This is a genomic window from Vicinamibacterales bacterium (genome assembly GCA_035699745.1).
Classification (GTDB): domain Bacteria; phylum Acidobacteriota; class Vicinamibacteria; order Vicinamibacterales; family 2-12-FULL-66-21; genus JAICSD01.
In genome coordinates, this window is sequence record DASSPH010000047.1 from 37258 (window position 1) to 53411 (window position 16154).

At 68.4% G+C, this 16154-nt stretch carries 15 protein-coding genes; 4 read left to right on the forward strand and 11 right to left on the reverse strand.

Annotation, left to right across the window (positions count from 1 at the left end):
* Positions 1-17: 17 nt before the first annotated feature.
* From VFK57_09990 to VFK57_10025, 8 genes are all read right to left on the reverse strand, one after another.
* Positions 18-914, reverse strand: a complete 897-nt coding sequence (locus tag VFK57_09990) for a lysophospholipid acyltransferase family protein (protein ID HET7696026.1) — start codon at positions 912-914, stop codon at positions 18-20.
* Positions 915-989: 75 nt separating this feature from the next.
* On the reverse strand, positions 990-1901 hold the full coding sequence (locus VFK57_09995; protein HET7696027.1) for a tetratricopeptide repeat protein: 912 nt from the start codon (positions 1899-1901) through the stop codon (positions 990-992).
* Between the two features lie 7 nt (positions 1902-1908).
* Positions 1909-2265: a hypothetical protein gene (locus VFK57_10000; GenBank protein ID HET7696028.1), complete on the reverse strand. Its 357-nt coding sequence runs from the start codon at positions 2263-2265 to the stop codon at positions 1909-1911.
* A gap of 105 nt (positions 2266-2370) precedes the next feature.
* Positions 2371-6213 carry a TonB-dependent receptor gene (locus tag VFK57_10005; protein ID HET7696029.1) on the reverse strand — a complete coding sequence of 1281 codons (3843 nt, stop codon included), beginning with the start codon at positions 6211-6213 and terminating at the stop codon, positions 2371-2373.
* A gap of 87 nt (positions 6214-6300) precedes the next feature.
* Positions 6301-7443 carry a hypothetical protein gene (locus VFK57_10010; protein ID HET7696030.1) on the reverse strand — a complete coding sequence of 381 codons (1143 nt, stop codon included), beginning with the start codon at positions 7441-7443 and terminating at the stop codon, positions 6301-6303.
* Positions 7444-7519: 76 nt separating this feature from the next.
* Positions 7520-7801: a ubiquitin-like small modifier protein 1 gene (locus VFK57_10015; protein HET7696031.1), complete on the reverse strand. Its 282-nt coding sequence runs from the start codon at positions 7799-7801 to the stop codon at positions 7520-7522.
* On the reverse strand, positions 7801-8919 hold the full coding sequence (locus VFK57_10020; GenBank protein HET7696032.1) for a hypothetical protein: 1119 nt from the start codon (positions 8917-8919) through the stop codon (positions 7801-7803). Before VFK57_10020 ends, VFK57_10015 begins: the two co-directional genes overlap by 1 nt.
* An 11-nt stretch (positions 8920-8930) precedes the next feature.
* On the reverse strand, positions 8931-9839 hold the full coding sequence (locus tag VFK57_10025; protein HET7696033.1) for an alpha/beta hydrolase: 909 nt from the start codon (positions 9837-9839) through the stop codon (positions 8931-8933).
* Positions 9840-10016: 177 nt separating this feature from the next.
* Between VFK57_10025 and VFK57_10030 the strand changes: the two genes are divergently transcribed.
* Positions 10017-10235, forward strand: coding sequence for a DUF3072 domain-containing protein (locus tag VFK57_10030; protein ID HET7696034.1), 219 nt, complete (start codon positions 10017-10019; stop codon positions 10233-10235).
* Here VFK57_10030 and VFK57_10035 read toward each other — a convergent pair.
* On the reverse strand, positions 10232-10786 hold the full coding sequence (locus tag VFK57_10035) for a DinB family protein (GenBank protein HET7696035.1): 555 nt from the start codon (positions 10784-10786) through the stop codon (positions 10232-10234). The genes VFK57_10030 and VFK57_10035 overlap by 4 nt on opposite strands.
* Positions 10787-10815: 29 nt before the next feature.
* On the opposite strand from VFK57_10035, the gene VFK57_10040 reads away from it, so the two are divergent.
* The gene (locus VFK57_10040) at positions 10816-11898 is read left to right on the forward strand and encodes a Gfo/Idh/MocA family oxidoreductase (protein HET7696036.1); all 1083 of its coding nucleotides are present in this window, start codon (positions 10816-10818) and stop codon (positions 11896-11898) included.
* A gap of 354 nt (positions 11899-12252) precedes the next feature.
* Here VFK57_10040 and VFK57_10045 read toward each other — a convergent pair whose 3' ends face one another.
* Entirely contained in the window at positions 12253-12933 is a 681-nt protein-coding gene (locus tag VFK57_10045) for a YdcF family protein (GenBank protein ID HET7696037.1), read from the reverse strand.
* 29 nt (positions 12934-12962) lie between these two features.
* On the opposite strand from VFK57_10045, the gene VFK57_10050 reads away from it, so the two are divergent.
* Both VFK57_10050 and VFK57_10055 read left to right on the forward strand, forming a co-directional pair.
* Positions 12963-14543, forward strand: a complete 1581-nt coding sequence (locus VFK57_10050; GenBank protein HET7696038.1) for an alkaline phosphatase D family protein — start codon at positions 12963-12965, stop codon at positions 14541-14543.
* A gap of 10 nt (positions 14544-14553) precedes the next feature.
* Complete coding sequence (locus tag VFK57_10055) at positions 14554-15483, forward strand: DUF1080 domain-containing protein (protein HET7696039.1); 930 nt, start codon at positions 14554-14556, stop codon at positions 15481-15483.
* 129 nt (positions 15484-15612) lie between these two features.
* Here the strand turns inward: VFK57_10055 and VFK57_10060 are convergent, their stop codons facing one another.
* Entirely contained in the window at positions 15613-16149 is a 537-nt protein-coding gene (locus tag VFK57_10060; GenBank protein ID HET7696040.1) for a hypothetical protein, read from the reverse strand.
* Between the last annotated feature and the right edge of the window lie 5 nt (positions 16150-16154).

Genomic DNA, 16154 nt, shown 5'->3' on the forward strand with positions numbered 1-16154 from the left:
CGGTTTCTCCGGCTCGCTCATCGAACCGCTCCGTACGCGCCGCGATACTCGTCGGGCAGCAGTTCGGCAATCGAGCGCCCGAGATCATCCATCATCGCGCGGCGATCGCCGCCGTGGCGGGCGCGCAGCGCCGCCGCGTCAACCGGGTTGCCGATGCGCGCGACGATCGGGACGTCGTGCAGCGCGTCCTCCCCGATCGGGAACATCACCTCGGTGCCGGTCAGCCCCACCGGCAGGATCTGCGTGCCGGGCCACTCGAGGTACCGGGCCACCCCGGCAAGGGTCGGCTGCATCCCGCACGTCCGGCTGCGCGTCCCTTCGGCAAACACCAGCAGCGTTTCCCCACGGCGGATGCGATCCAGCGCAATGTCGATGCACTGCCGGGCGAGGCGCGCGACTTCGCGCGGATGCATGACCGCGTCGTCACTCGAGAGCGCCGTGCTCTGCGGTGTCTTGATGGTCCCGAAGCAGAGGCTCGAGAACCGGCGCTTGAGACTCGAGTAGACCTTCGGCCCCGCCACCACCGTCAGCCGGTCGGCGACGTGCGTCGCGCCGGCGCGATGCAGCAGGATCTCGAGCAGGTTGGCGTCCGAGTACGACAGGTGATTGGCGAGCAGCACGGTCGGGCGGCCGGAGACCGACGCGAGGTGTGCGAGGCCGGCCACGGTCGAACGGGGGTCGAGGATCGCCTCGGCGAGCGCGTGGTGCACGCGGCGCGCGAGCGGGTCGGCCGGGTAGTAGGTCCAGTCGATGCCGGCCGTCTCGAGCCGCAGGTTCAACGCTTCCAGCGCCGCGGCGCCCGCGGCATCGAGCTCGCGCTCGAGCACGGTGCGCATCCGCGCCATGGTCCGCTCGTCACGGCCGCCGAGAAACGTGGTGATGGCGCCGATCAACTCGGCGCGTCCAAGCGGCATGGGCTTGCGGTAACAATACGCCAGGTCGTGCCGGCGATCGTACTCCGCCTCCGGCGCGGGCCCATGCCGCGGCGGCTACTTCCGGCTCAGTTCTGCCTCCGCCGCGATGTAGCCGAACGCCGGCCACTGCTGCGGCGCGCCGTCGACGACCGCCCGCAGCAGCGGAATCGCGGCATCCCTGCGGCCGTGCGCCAGGTGCCAGGCGGCGATGCCGTATCGGGTGGTCACCGCGTCGAGCCCCGCGGCGCCGGGCGCGAGCAGCGCGTCGGGCGTCAGCTCCCCTTTGAACATCCGCAGCAGCCGGTGGTACGAGGCATTCTCGATGATCTCCATGTCCGCGGAGATCGGCTGCAGCAGCCTCGCCGCGTCCGCCATGCGCCCCTGGCGCGCCAGCGCGAGATGGTACCAGTAGGTGGTGGCGACCAGCATGTCGGGGTTCTTCGACACCGTCATGCACCTCGCGTAGGCATCGGCCGCCCTGGCCCAGTCCCCCGTCAGGTAATGCGCGAGGCCCAGGTGGTAGTAGATGTTCGATTGCAGCGTACTCGTGGGGATGTTGCGCGCGTTCGGCTGGCCGTCCGGCTCCACCTGGTCCGGCTGTCCGGCGACCAGCGCCGCCGCCCTGGTGAAGTCCGCGATCGCCTTCGGGAACTCGCGCACCGTAAGGTAGCGGTGACCGCGATGCCGGTACAACCGGGCGTCGTCGGGATGCTTCTCGATGCCTTCGCTGTAGGTCTCGATCGCCTCGCGGTACCGTCCCAGGTACGCCTGCCGCCGCCCGAGCCAGATCGTCGCATCCGGATCGTCCGGGTTTTTCCCGTGCTCGATCTCCGCCTTCTTCAGGTTCTCTTCGAGCGTCCTGCGCGTCTCCGCGGGAATCGGCGCCGGGACGAGCGGCTTGCCGAGCAGCGATATCGCTTCGGCTCCCGGGGGCGGCGACTGCGCCAACACGAACAGAAGACCGGCGATGCACAGACCCTTCAGCATGCGGCTCTCATTTCCATTCAGGAGAGTACCCGCGTCGGCGCCGCTTGTGCTCGACGCGCAGGCTCAACGTGAACAGCGCGATCACTTCGGCCAGGCCCACGAACGCGTAGATCGCGAACCTGGTGAACGCCGGCGGATTCGGGAAGCACGGCAGCCCGGCATCCAGGCAGGCGAAGACGACCCGCTCGATCTGCATGTGCTCGCGCATGATCAGCGCGAACGCGGATCCGAAGATCACCGCGGTGCCCACGATGTTGCCGAAGATCGGCTGCTCCTTCCACCAGAAAGGGAACGCCACCAGCACCGCCACCACGGGCGGGACGGTGGCGCCGAGCAGGATCCAGTTCCAGTTCAGTCCCTCCACGACGTCCTCACTATGCACCAAAAAAAAGGCCGGGCCCCCGACGGTGCCCGGCCTCTGCGTGTCGTTCAGCACGCCCGGCCTCAGGCCGGGCTCACTGACGCGGCGTTACCAGCTGAAGCGGAGTACCAGCTGGCCGATGCGGCCGCCCGGATCGAACGTCGTGTTGATGTCGGTGTAGGCCGACGTCACGCGGAACGTGTCCGCCGACGTGTTCGGGCTCGGATTGGTGGCGTAGTTGAAGTTGATGTTGTCGAACACGTTCAGCACCTCGAAGCCGAGTTCGAACGAGGTCTTCGGGCCGAACGGGAACCGCTTGTTCAGCCGCATGTCCCAGCGCGAGAACACCGGGCCCAGGAGCAGCACCTGCTTCGCCGCGCCGCAATCACCCGCATACAGCGCGATGCAGTTCGCGTCCGAGGCCGGGCCGATGTAGCGGCCGGTGGGCGGCCCGTCGCCGCCGTACCCGGTCGCCGAACCGGCGTCGGTATTGAACGCGCGGCGCGTGTTGTCGACGATGTCCTGCGGGAAGTTGAACACGGTGATGGTTCCCGCGTCCGACCGCACGGTGCGGATCTTGAACGCCTTCTGCAGTTCGTCCTTCGTCATCCCGAACAGCTTGACGCTGCCGAGATCGAACAGCTGGCGCTGCAGCCGGCCGGTGCCGGAGAACTCCCAGTTGCCGAGGATGGCGTTGAGCGCCGAGTTCATGCCGGTCCCGAAGCGGCGATCGCGGCCGACCGGGATCTGCCAGGTCCACTGCGTCTTGAACGCGTGCGGCACCTGGGTGTCCTCGAGGTAGATGCGCTCCTGGCGCAGCGACTGGAGCGACGAGCCCTGACGCTTCGCGAACGTGTAGTTCATGTTGATCAGGAAGCCGCGCGAGAAGCGGCGCCGCAGATCGACCTGCAGCGAATCGTACTTGGTCCCGGCCAGCGAACGGGTGATCTGCGCCGCGTTGACCGCCGGGTTCATCACGAAGAAGTTCGCCGGCAGGCCGGCGCTGATCGCGTTGCCGCGGAACGTCGTGTTGGCGTGCAGATCGTTCGCCGCGTCCTGCGGATCGGCCTCGTAGGTGCTGAGGTGGCCGGTCCACGCCGTGTTCGAGAAGTTCGCCGACGTGTAGCGCGCCGGATCGCCCGCCTGCGACGCGGGCACGCCGCTGAAGTACGCGAGGTAGATCGGCAGCGGCGAGGTGCCGGTGCCCGGGCCGAAGTAGCGGAAGGTCGCGCCCCGGCCGGCCGCCACGTTCGCCGCGATGTTCTGCTGCGCCAGCTTGAACTCGTTCAGGAACCCGGTCTCGAAGATGTTCTCCTCGGCGTTCCAGTTCTCCGTCGTCCAGGCGTTCTTGTTGCGGTTGCCGACGTAGCGCACTTCGAGCGCCATGTCGCGCCCGATCGAGCGCTGGAAGCCGGCGGAGAACTGGTGGACGTAGGGAGTCTTGATGTTCGGGTCGAAGATGTTCAGGTTGTTCGCTGCCGTCGCCAGCAGCGGGTACACCGGCTCGGTCGAGAACGCCGGCGGACCGAGACGGTTCTGCTCGCGGAACAGCAACGGCGCCGTCCCGATCGGGAACCCCGTCGTGTAGTTGCGACTCGCGACTGTGGTGCCGCCCGGGTTGCCGCCGTAGATGTCGGTGAAGCGCTGCATGCGCTCGAGACCGAAGGTCATCGAGTAGCCGCCGCGCAGCGTCGCCTGTTCCGGATCGCCGAGCAGCGTCCGCAGCCAGCCGCCCTGCACGTTCGGACGCCACGCCACGCCGGCGTTCGGACCGACGTTGTTCCAGTCGGTCGGCACGGCATGGCTGCCCGGCTCGAACAGCAGGTACGTCGGCGCGTTCACCGCGCCGGCGGGATTGATGCCGGGCTGGAACAGGTTGCACGAGCGTCCCGCCGGTCCGTTGCCGACACCCGACCGGCCGCACAGATCCGCCAGCGTCGACGTCGACCACGTCCTGGTGACCGGGCTGAACGGCAGCTGCACGTCGTACCGCACGCCGTAGTTGACGGTGAAGGTCGGCGTCATGCGCCACGAGTCCTGCGCGAAGAGGTCGAACGAGTCCATCCGCGCCACCTGATACAGGTTGCCGAGATACACGTACTTGTTCGTGTTCGCGTCGAGACGCGCCGTGCCGGTCACGCTGGTGATCCGGCCGGTGAGGATGGCGTAGATGTTCCGCGCCTCGGTGAGCACGTTGTTCGACGCGCCCGGGAAGTTCGCGGTCGTGAACATCGCGTTCGCCGGATCGAACGTCTGATCGACGCCGAAATCGAGCTGCGGCACGAGGTTCTTGCTGTTCTGGCGGTGCTCGGTGCGCTGGTACGAACCGCCCAGCGAGAAGCTGTGCGAGCCGCGCTGCAGGCTGAGCGTGTCTTCGATGTTGTAGTTCGGCGTGTTGCGCGGCGCCGGGTTGTTGTTGGCGCCGGGGTCCGTGATGGTCGGGAAGTTCAGCAGGAACCCGCCCTGGTAGTCGAACATGTCGCGGCTGATGTTGCCGAAGAAGTTGTTCGGCGATGTCTGCCAGCCGCCGCGCAGCTCGTTGACCATCTTCGACGACAGCGTCGAACGCATCCACAGCGAGCCGACGGTGCGCCACGACGTCTGGAAGCCCTGGTTCGGGAACCCGGGGAACGGCGGTTCCGCGTTGTTCAGCAGGTCCGGCTTGCTCAGGAACCGCTGGAACAGGTAGCTGCCGCCCAGACGATGGTTGTCCGTCAGGTTGTAGTCGATGCGCGTCGTCGGCGCGTACTGGTTGTTCGACGACGTCGCCTGGTAGACGAAGTTCTGCAGGTTGGTCTGCCCCGCCGGCGTCGTCACCGATCCGGTGGTCGTCGTGCTCTGGCGGATCTGCCCGAGCAGGTTGAGGATGAACGGATCCGGCGTCGCGGTCTGGCCGTTCGCCGCCGCGAGCGTGTACAGGTTCACCGTACGGGTCTGCCCGCCCGAGGTGTAGGCGAAGAGGCCGTTCTGCGCATCGGGATTCAGGATCGTGCGCGTGCGCGTCGCCGAGCTCGGCTGATACTGATGCTCCATGTTGAAGAAGAAGAACGCCTTGTTGTGCCCGTCGTAGAGACCGGGAATGACGATCGGACCGCCGAGGCGGCCGCCGTAGGTCTGCAGCTTGACCTGGTTCTTCTGGAGCCCGTTGATCCGGTTGAAGTAGTAGTTGGAGTTCAGCCGCGGGTCGCGGATGGTGTCATAGACGCTGCCGTTGAACTCGTTGGTGCCCGAGCGGGTGGTGAACGCGACCTGCGTCGAGCCGTTGCCGCTGCCCGCGCCGGGCGTGGCGCCGGTGACGGTGATTTCCTCGATCGCGTCGAGACGCGGCGTGACCATCGAGAAGAACCCGTCGGTGTTCTGGAACTGGTTGCCGGTGCTGATGCCGTCGATGGTGATGTTGACGGTGTTGTTCGGGAGGCCGCTGATGACCGCGCCGCGCGGCCCGCCGGCGGTTTCGACGCCGGGCAGGAACGCCAGCGAATACAGCGCGTTGCGCGAGACGAGCGGCAGCTGCTTCAGCTGCTCGACCGCCATCGTCGAGGTGACCGCCGACGACTGCGTCTGCACGAGGGTGGACGATGCCCGTACTTCCACCGTCTCGGTGAGCGCGCCGACATCGAGCTTGACGTCGATGCTGGCCGGCGTCGCCGTGAGAAGACGGATGTTGCTGATGACCGACGTCTTGAATCCCGAGAGGGAGACGGTGGCGGTATAGGTACCCGGGTCGAGGGACGGGACGCTGAAGGCGCCCGTGGACGAGGACACCGTTTCGTAGGTGACGCCCGTCGCATCATTCTTGACGACTACCGTTGCGCCGGGAATTACGCCGCCGCCGGTATCGGTAACCACGCCGGACAGCGACGTCGTGCCGCTCCCCTGCGCGAACGCACTGTTCGAAAACGCACACACCACCAGCGCCAGCACCAGCAGGCGCTGTACAACACGACTCATTGATCCTCCTCCCACCGGAAGCGGACGCACTTCCGGTGCCCGTCCTAACTGTAGTCGGCCGAGGTGGGAGCGGTCAACGGCGGGTGGCTACATCGTCGACTTGGGACTGCAGTTGACGAAGAGGCCGCGGACGTCCTTGGGGGACTTGATCGAGGAATAGAAGCTGTCGATGAACGAGCGGACCGTGTCGCGGACGCCGCGCTCGAAGCCGGGAATGCTGTCGGGCAGCGCGCGCACGATGTCCTTCTTCGCCACGAAGTTGGCGACGTACGGGTCGACGATGCTCTGCGGCCGGCACGGCCCGCGGTACATCCGCTCGGTGACCGACTTGATCATCAACGCCCGCGCCGGGATGCCGTACGGCGGATTCACCAGCCCGGACACGTCGAAGTCGTACGGAACCGGATGCAGCGACTTGTCCGGCCGCTGCACGATCCGGACGTTGTGCAGCGCGTAGATCGAGTAGTCGGTGTTGCCGATCATGTACTGGAAGATCATCATCGGCATCAGCGTGTCGGTGCTGAGGTCGTCGAATCGCAGGCGCGGCAGTTCGACCACCCGCCCTTCCATGCGGCGGGCGACGCTCGACTCGTCCTCGAGGAACATCCCGGACCGGGTGCCCAGTCCCTTGCCCGTCGCCGCGTCGACGTAGGTGATCCGCGCGAGCCGGGCGCGGAACGAGTTCGGCGTGATCACGTTGAACACGCGATACGCCAGGTGCTCGCGCAGGATGTACTGCTCGTAATCGCGCCCCCCGGCGCACTGGACGACCAGCTTCACCGCGTCCTGCCGCGCGAACAGGGTCCCCTTGACGTCCTTCTTCTCGAACGCGACGCGCAGCGGGACGTAATCACACGTCCGCGCCATGCGGCGCAGGTGGCCGCGCGCGTTGATCGTCGCCGGGATGCTGGCATCCCCCATGCGCAGCGTGCCGGGAAAGGCGGTCTTGCTCTCGGGATTGCGATCGCGGTTGATCGCCTTGAAGTCGGCGACGAGCGTCACCTCGAGCGGCTCGTCTGACACGAACAGCGGATCGGACTCCGCCTCGCGCTTCCGCTCCGCCATCTTTTCCGGCGTCGGCCACGGCTCCACGAGCTTGGCGAGCGGATTCTTCTTCGGAGCCGCCGCCGGTTTCGCGGCGGTCTGCTGGGCCGAGGCGGTCTCGGTCGACAGCAGCACGAGGAGCACGACGCCGAGGGACCGCCGCCGCAGACGCGAACGTACCAGCATGATGGCTCCTGCGTGTTGTGGGCCTGCAGTATAGCGGGATCCCGCGCATTTCGGGGACCAAAACCAACGGCAATCCTCAGCCGCCGCTGACCGCAGGCAGGATGAAGACTTCGGCGTCGGCGCCGACGGGCGTTTCCAGGCCGCCGGCGTCGCGGATGTTCTCGCCGTCGACGAAGATGTTGATGTGCGGCCGCACGCGGCCGGCCTCGGTGATGACACGGTCGCGGATGCCCGGGCACTCCGCCCAGAGCCGGGCGAGCGCTGCCGACAGCGGACCGGCGGGCGCGTCGACGGGGACCTCCGAGCGGCCCGCAGCCAGCTCGCGCAGCGCGCCCGGAATCATGAACACGACCGGCATCAGATCACCGCGGTCTTCACCGCCACCACCGGCGGGAGCCCTTCGGCGATCGTCATCCAGGTCTCCCCTTCGTCCGCCGATCCGAACAGCTTCCCGCTGCGCGTCCCGAAATACACGCCGGTCCGGCCGAGGGTGTCGACGGCGAGCGCATCGCGCAGGACGGTTTCGTAGGCGCCCTCCTGCGGCAGCCCGTCGGACAGCGGCTGCCACGACGCGCCGGCGTCGCGGGTGCGATAGACGCGCAGCTTTCCTTCCGGCGTGCAGCGGAACGCGTCCGATTCGAGCGGCACGATCCACGCGCAGTCCGGGTCGGACGGATGGATCGCCATGGGGAAGCCGAAGTCGGACGGCACCCCGTTGGCGATGTCGGCCCACGTCTCGCCGCGATCGTCGCTGCGATACAGCCCCCAGTGGTTCTGCAGGAACAGGCGATCGGGCCTGGACCGCGACTGCGCGACCTTGTGCACGCACTGGCCGAACTCGGGATGCTTGTCGGGCAGGAAATCGGCGCGGACGCCCTTGTTCGACGCGCGCCAGATCCCGCCGCCATCGTCCGTGAGATACACCCCGCCGGTGGAAATCGCGACGCCCATACGCGCCGGGCGCTCCGGGTCGAGGAAGATGGTGTGCAGGCAGAGCCCGCCGCCTCCCGGCTGCCACTTCGCGCGATGCGGATGGTTCCACAGACCGTCGACCAGCGACCACGTCGCGCCGGCGTCGCGCGACGCGAACAACGCCGCCGGTTCGACGCCGCAGTACAGCGTGTCCGGCTCGCTGTCGCGCCCCGGCACGATCTGCCAGATCCGCGTCAGCGACGCTCCGGTCCCTTCCGGGAACTTGACGTTCGCGGTCTCCGGCTCGGTCCAGGTGCGGCCGAAGTCGTCGCTGCAGCGCAGCAGCCCGCCCCAATGCATGCTGTTCGGCCCGGCCCAGATCCGCGCGCGTCCCGCGCGGCGATCGCAGCCGATCGCGTAGACCTCGTGGCCGGGGAAGTACGGGCCGCCGACGTCCCACGCGCGGCGCGCGGCATCGCTGCGCAGGATGAACGCCCCCTTCATGGTCCCGGCGAGCAGCACGATGTCGCCGGCTTTCGCGTCGACGTGACGAACGGCAGGCATGGATCGAGTGCCTACTTGATCGCGCCGCGGCCGCGGAGCCAGTTGGCGAGCAGGTTCGACCAGGCGGACAGCGCCGGATCGTTGTTGGCCAGACCGACGCCGTGAGGGCCGCGCTCGAAGATGTGCATCTCTGCCGGCACGCCGGCCTGCCGCAGCGCGAGGTAGTAATGGACGCTGTTCTCCGCCGGCACGGCCGTGTCCTGGTTGGTCTGGAAGATGAACGTCGGCGGCGTGTCCTTCGTTACCGCCTTCTCGCCGGAGAGCTTCGACGCGACGTCGGCGTCGGGCGCGTCGCCGAGCAGGTTGCGCTTCGATCCCTGATGCGTCCAGGACGCCGTCATCGAGATCACCGGGTAGCCCAGCACGGCGAAGTCCGGCCGGCTGCCGGCGCGATCGATCGGATCGGGCGCGTCGGTGGCGCCGGCGTCGAACAGCGTACTCGCCGTCATCGCGAGATGTCCGCCGGCGGAGAAGCCCATGATGCCGATCCGCGCCGGATCGATCCGCCACTCCGCCGCTTTCGCCCGGACGGTGCGAATGGCGCGCTGCGCGTCGCCGAGCTGAATCGGATGGTGGTACTTCGGTCCGAGCCGGTACCGCAGGACGAACGCCGCCATGCCGAGCGAGTTGAGGAAATTGGCGACCTGCCGTCCTTCGTGGTTCGCGGCCAGCCCACCATATCCGCCGCCCGGACAGACGATCATCGCCGGCGTGCCCGGCGCCATGGTGCGCGGGAGGTACACGGTGATGGCGGGCACGTCGCTGTCTGCGGCGCCCTGCGCACCCGGCGCGCCGCCGGGCCACAGCGGAAGGAGTTGTCCGTCCTGAATCGGCATGGGCGGCGGCTGCTGTCCCGCAAAGGCGGCTGCGGGAAGGAGGAGCATCACCACCCACGCGATCAGCCGGCCCGCGTCCCGCATCAGCGTCCTCCCGCGGCCCGCTGCAGCGCCGCGATATCGATCTCGTTCATCGTCCAGGTCCTTTCGGCTCGAGAATGTCGGGCCTACGTTAGCACCGCGCGCGACGCCGGCAGCTCGGCCGATCGTTTCGCTGTTTCTTCGGCACGCGGTGTGCTTCGACCGTCCCCAGGAGACCAGATGAAGAATCAGACGGACGACTCGACCATCAAACATCCCGACGAGTGGAAGACGGGCGACGATCCGGCGACGCCGTCGCAGCGGTCCTACCTCGAGACTCTGGCGGCGCAGGCGGGCGAACCGGCCGACGCGGCCGACGACGAGCTGACGAAGGCCGACGCGTCGAAGCGGATCGACGAGCTGCGCGAAAAGGCGGGGCTGGACCGGGCCGGACGCTAGCGCCGCTCGCGAAGCCCGCGCGCGTGCTCGCCCGCCAGTTGCCGCGACGGATTCTTGTTGAAGGCGTCCGACTGGCCGCGCGGGATGCTGAGCGACCGCCAGGCGGCGCCGCGCGCGTGCTTCGCCAGCACCACGATCTGGCCGCAGTGGTAGGCGGTGTGCGCGAGCGCGCGATGGAGAGCCTCGTCGACGCGCATGCCCTGGCCGCGGATGGTGATCGGGCGATCGAGCTGCGAGTCGTTCAGCTCGGACAGCGCGCCGAGCAGCACCGCCCAGCCTGCCTCCCATTTCGCGAGCAGCTCCGCGCGCGACACCGGCCGCGGCTCGAACTCCTCGTCGCGGCGGCGCCACGGCTTTTCGCCGTCGCTGGTGAGGAACTCGGTGAAGCGCGACTGCAGATTTCCCGCCACGTGCCAGCAGACGGTCGCAATCGAGTTGCCGTCTTCGGCCGGTATGCGGGACAGCTCGGGCTCGTCGAGCTGGGCGATCGCGGCTTCGGCGAGCGCTTTATAGCGTTCGAACTCGCCGCGAATGGACGCGATGATGGGCATCGGTGAACCCTCCGTGAGATTATGACGCCGTGACTCCGCAGCGCGTTCTCGTCGTCGGCCTCGGCAACATGGGACTCAGCCACGCGCGTGCCTACGCCAGGCTCCCCGGCGCCACCATCGCCGGCGTGTGCGCGCGGCGGGTGAAGACGATGCTGCGGCCGCCCGAGATCGCCGGCGTCCCCGCGTTCACCTCGTTCGACGAGGCGCTCGCGGCGACGAAGCCGGACGTGGTGTCGATCAACACGTTTCCCGACACCCACGCCGAGTACGCCGTCAAGGCGATGGAGGCCGGCGCGCACGTCTTCGTCGAGAAGCCGCTCGCCGAAACCGTCGCCGAAGCGGAGCGGGTGGTCGAGACGGCGGCGCGGACGAAGCGGAAGCTGGTGATCGGCTACATCCTCCGGCATCATCCGTCGTGGCTGCAGTTCATCGAGCTCGCCCGCACGCTCGGCACGCCGCTGGTGTTCCGCATGAACCTGAATCAGCAGTCGAGCGGCGCGCAGTGGCAGACTCACAAGAACCTGCTCAACAGCCTCTCGCCGATCGTCGACTGCGGCGTCCATTACGTCGACATCTGGTGTCAGATCACAAGGGCCAATCCGCGCTCGGTCCATGCCGTCGGCGCGCGGCTGACCGACGATCTCCCGGCGGGCATGTACAACTACGGCCACCTCCATGTGGTGTTCGACGATGCGTCGGTGGGCTGGTACGAGGCGGGCTGGGGCCCGATGATGAGCGAGACCGCGTTCTTCGTGAAGGACGTGATCGGCCCGAACGGTTCGGTGTCGATCGTGCTGGCGGAGGGGGTGGTCTCGGTGAAGTCGGACGACATCAACGCGCACACCCAGACCAACCAGCTGCTGCGCCATCATGCCGAGCTGAAGCAGGACGGCACGTTCGCGCGTGCCGACGAGCGGATCTCGACGGCGGACGAGCCGAGCCACGACGAGCTGTGCGAGCGGGAACAGCGCTTCCTGCTGAAGGCGATCGCCGAGGACGTCGATCTCACCGCGCACATGCACGACGCCGTGAAGAGCCTGCGGATCGTGCTGGCCGCGGACGAGTCCGTCCGGACCGGGCGGGTCGTGACCCTGCCGGTGCCAGGTCTGTAGACGGGCGTCCGGCGGTGCCAGGTCTGCGAACGGGCGTCCGGCGGTGCCAGGTCTGCGAACGGCCGTCCCGGAGGTGCCAAGTCTGCGAACGGGCGTCCCGGAGGTGCCAGGTCTGCGAACGGCCGTCCCGGAGGTGCCAGGTCTGCGAACGGGCGTCCCGGAGGTGCCAGGTCTGCGAACGGGCGTCCGGAGGTGCCAGGTCTGCGAACGGGCGTCCGGCGGTGCCAGGTCTGCGAACGGCCGTCTGGAGGTGCCAGGTCTGCGAACGGGCGTCCGGCGGTGCCAGGTCTGCGAACGGGCACACCCGCGCCGTCACGAGTCGCGAACGGAGACCTGGCCCCGGTATGTGCCGGTTTAGAGACCTGGCACCCGGGACGGGGACGGCGACAGATGCGTGTCGTAGCCGAGCGCGACGAGCTCCTCGAACGCGGCCCACACGTCGGCCGGGATCTCCTGCGGGATCTGGAAACCGCGCGCCGGATAGTCCCGGATCCGCTGCAGATCGCCGACCATGATGCCGATCACCTCCGCTTCGGAGAGCGCGGCGTTCGAGTAGCGCGCCAGATACTCGTCGAAGGGCACCTGCGGCGAGGTCACGACCACCTGCTTGCCCGGCCACCGCTTCATGAATGTCGCGTAGCTGCGGCGCTCCATGTACGGCTTCTGCACGAGGATGAAGGACGCCGGATCGAGCCCTCGCCCGCCGAGTAGACGCCGTGTGAACTCGACGTTCTCCCCGGTATTCATCGACTGGTTCTCGATGAGAATCCGTTCGGCCGGCACGCCGCGCTCGATCGCGATGCGCGCGAATCGATCCGCCTCGGGCTCGGTCCACAGCCGGCGGGTGATCGCCCCCTGGCCGCCGGCGAAGATCAGCAGCGGCGCCCAGCCGTCGAGGAACAGCTGCGCGCCGCGATCGGCGACGGCGGTGTCGTAACTGCACAGCACCAGGATGGCGTCAGCCGGCGCCAGCACGTGATGCATGTGGTGGTAGTCCCAGATCTGTCGCGCCAGCGCGCGCACACGCTCCGTCATCGTCAGCATCATAGCCGCGGGGTTGTCGTATGCTCATCCCCGCCATGAACCAGCAGCCGGCCTTCGCATTCGACAACCTGTGGCGCGGCCGCGTCGATCGACGCGCGTTCCTGCTCGGCGGCATCGCCGTCGTCGCCGCCGGCGCGCTGCCCCGCGCCCGCGAGCGCGTGCGCTGGGCGTCCGATCCGTTCACCCTCGGCGTGGCGTCAGGCGATCCGGCCCACGACGGTGTCGTCCTCTGGACGCGCCTGGCGCCGGACCCGCTGAACGGCGGCGGGATCGCCGAACCGGTGGAGGTCACCTGGGAAGTCGGCGAAGACGCAGGGATGCGGAAGATCCTGCGGCAGGGGCGCGTGACCGCGTCGGCCGCGGCGGCCCACAGCGTCCACGCCGAGGTAGAGGGACTCGATCCGGACCGGTGGTACTGGTACCGCTTCCACGCCGCGGACGCGACCAGTCCGATCGGCCGCACGAAGACGCTGCCGAAGAGCGGCGCCGACGTCAATCGCCTGCGCTTCGCGTTCGCCTCGTGCCAGCACTACGAAACGGGCTTCTTCACGGCCTACCGGCACATGTGCAGCGAGGATCTCGACCTCGTGTTCCACCTCGGGGACTACATCTACGAAGGCCCGGGCCGTGACAACGTGGTCCGCCGCCATCATGGCCCCGAACTGACGACGCTGCAGCATTATCGGGAGCGCTACGCCCAGTACCGACTGGATCCGGATCTGCAGGCGGCGCACGCGTCGTTCCCGTGGATCGTCACACCCGACGATCACGAGGTCGACAACAACTACGCCGGGGACATCTCGGAGAACACCGACCCGCGCGACCTGTTTCTCGCCCGCCGGGCCGCGGCCTACCAGGCCTACTACGAGCACATGCCGCTGCGCCGCCGGTCCGTCCCGGCCGGACCCGACATCCAGCTGTACCGCCAGTTCACCTACGGGCAGCTCGCTTCCTTTTTCGTGCTCGACACGCGCCAGTACCGCACCGATCAACCGTGCGGCGACATGACCAAGCCGCCCTGTCCGGGAACGGCGGATCCCGCGGCGACGCTGCTCGGCGCCGCGCAGGAGCGGTGGCTGTTCGAGGCGTTCGACAAATCGCGGCGGCGATGGAACGTGCTGCCGCAGCAGGTCATGGTGGCGCGCGTCGATCAGTTCCCCGGCCCCGAGGAGCGGATCTCCATGGACCAGTGGTCCGGCTACGACGCCGGACGCACGCGGCTGCTCGAGCTGTTCGCGCGGCGGCGCGCGGCCAATCCCATCGTCCTGACCGGCGACATCCACAGCAACTGGGTCAACGACCTGCGAGTCGATTTCCGCGACCCGAAGTCGCCGACGGTCGGCACCGAGTTCGTCGGCACCTCGATCACCTCGGGAGGGGACGGGACCGATCTGCCCGAGCGGCTGATCGCGGTGATGGCGGAGAACCCGTTCGTGAAGTTCTACAACAGCCAGCGCGGTTACGTGTCGTGTTCGGTGACGCCGCAGCGGTGGCACGCCGACTACCAGGTGGTCGACTTCGTGACCCGGAAGGAAGGGCCGCGCCGCACGCGCGCCTCGTTCCTCGTCGAGGATGGACGTCCGGGGGCGCAGCGGCTTTAGAATGGCGCGCATGCGCATGCTGCTCCCCGCCCTGCTCGTCGCCCTCACCGCGATCGTCTCCCCGCAGCCGACTCAGCCGCCGATCATCGGCCGCTGGGACATCACCGTGCAGCGCGCCGACGGCAGCGAGCGCAGCGCCTGGCTCGAGGTGCGTCATTCGGGCGTCAACACGCTGGTCGGGCAGTTCGTCGGCATGTCGGGCAGCGCGCGTCCGATTGCGAAGGTCGAGTTCACGAACGGCGAGATGCGGTTCGCGATTCCGCCGCAGTGGGAGCGCGTGGACGGCGACGTCGTCGTCAGCGGGACGCTCAGTGGCGACAGGCTGACCGGGACGATGGCGATTGGCAGCGGGGCGCCGATGAAATGGACCGGCGTGCGGGCGCCGTCGCTGCGGCGCGCGTCCGCGCCGCGGTGGGACGCGCCGGTTCCGCTGTTCAACGGGCGTGATCTCTCCGGCTGGCACATCGTCGGCGGCAGCAACGAGTGGGAGGCGGCTGAGGGAGGCGTGCTGCGCAACCGCAAGTCGGGCGGCAATCTCGTCACCGACGCGACGTTCGACGACTTCAAGTTGCACGCGGAGTTCCGCTATCCGGCCGGCGGGAACAGCGGGATCTACCTGCGCGGGCGTTACGAAGTGCAGATCGCCGACGTGGCCGGTGCGGAGCCGGAGATCGACAGCCTCGGCGCGATCTACGGCTATCTCGCTCCCAGCGTCATGGCGGCCAGGAAGCCGGGGGAATGGCAGTCGTTCGACGTGACGCTGATCGGCCGCCACGTGACGGTCGCGCTGAACGGGACGACGATCATCGCCGATCGCGAGATTCCGGGGATCACCGGCGCGGCGCTGGACAGTCACGAGGGGAAGCCGGGTCCCCTGCTGCTGCAGGGCGATCACGGCCCGATCGAGTATCGCAACCTGACGCTCGCGCGCGGGAAATAGGGACTGTCCCCTTTTCCGGGAAAAATCGCGCGGATTCAGGCGGAAAACGAACGCGACCCGCGATATTGCGCCGGAAAACGCGCCCGCGCTTCGGGAAAAGGGGACAGTCCCCATTTCAGCGGGCGCGGATCACGGCGTCCGGTGACGGCCGGGGGCGCCGGGCGGCTGCGGCGGCTGGTCCGGCGACCACCAGTCGTCGGGCGCCGCCGGGGCGGCCTGCACCGGACCCACGTTCTCCACCCGGATGTCCGCGAAGATGAAATTCTCCGACGCCACCGGCGAGCCCGCCAGCCGGCGCAGCATCGCCAGCTGCCCGGCGTGCGTCATCGCATCCGCCAGCGGACCCTGCAGGAACTGCTCGTCGCTGATCGCCGCCGTCAACCCGCGGTCGGCGAAGTCGTCGCGCAGCGCCTGCAGCGTGTCGTGAAAGCGGGCAATCTCCTCCTCGAACGTGGCCAGCCGCGGCGGCGTGAAGGTTCCGCCGCGCAGCATCGTGCGCGCGTAGCCGATCACCCCGGTCATGTGCCACACCAGCTCGTGCGGCGTCCGCACGTGCCGGCCGGCACGATACTCGGCGAAATCCGCCGGCGCGCCGCGCAGTGCCTTCTGCGTCCGGTAGGCGAGGGCGGCGAGGAAGTGGCGCAGCAGCGCGCGCGACGCGTCCATCGGCG

Bases quoted from the DNA above. Each gene is read 5' to 3' on its own strand.
- VFK57_10030 (HET7696034.1), top strand. From the start codon at position 10,017: ATGAAGAATCAGACGGACGACTCGACCATCAAACATCCCGACGAGTGG.
- VFK57_10035 (HET7696035.1), bottom strand. From the start codon at position 10,786: ATGCCCATCATCGCGTCCATTCGCGGCGAGTTCGAACGCTATAAAGCG.
- VFK57_10015 (HET7696031.1), bottom strand. From the start codon at position 7,801: ATGCCGGTCGTGTTCATGATTCCGGGCGCGCTGCGCGAGCTGGCTGCG.
- VFK57_10055 (HET7696039.1), top strand. From the start codon at position 14,554: ATGCGCATGCTGCTCCCCGCCCTGCTCGTCGCCCTCACCGCGATCGTC.
- VFK57_10025 (HET7696033.1), bottom strand. From the start codon at position 9,839: ATGCGGGACGCGGGCCGGCTGATCGCGTGGGTGGTGATGCTCCTCCTT.
- VFK57_10020 (HET7696032.1), bottom strand. From the start codon at position 8,919: ATGCCTGCCGTTCGTCACGTCGACGCGAAAGCCGGCGACATCGTGCTG.
- VFK57_09990 (HET7696026.1), bottom strand. From the start codon at position 914: ATGCCGCTTGGACGCGCCGAGTTGATCGGCGCCATCACCACGTTTCTC.
- VFK57_10010 (HET7696030.1), bottom strand. From the start codon at position 7,443: ATGCTGGTACGTTCGCGTCTGCGGCGGCGGTCCCTCGGCGTCGTGCTC.
- VFK57_10005 (HET7696029.1), bottom strand. From the start codon at position 6,213: ATGAGTCGTGTTGTACAGCGCCTGCTGGTGCTGGCGCTGGTGGTGTGT.
- VFK57_09995 (HET7696027.1), bottom strand. From the start codon at position 1,901: ATGCTGAAGGGTCTGTGCATCGCCGGTCTTCTGTTCGTGTTGGCGCAG.
- VFK57_10045 (HET7696037.1), bottom strand. From the start codon at position 12,933: ATGACGGAGCGTGTGCGCGCGCTGGCGCGACAGATCTGGGACTACCAC.
- VFK57_10060 (HET7696040.1), bottom strand. From the start codon at position 16,149: ATGGACGCGTCGCGCGCGCTGCTGCGCCACTTCCTCGCCGCCCTCGCC.
- VFK57_10050 (HET7696038.1), top strand. From the start codon at position 12,963: ATGCTCATCCCCGCCATGAACCAGCAGCCGGCCTTCGCATTCGACAAC.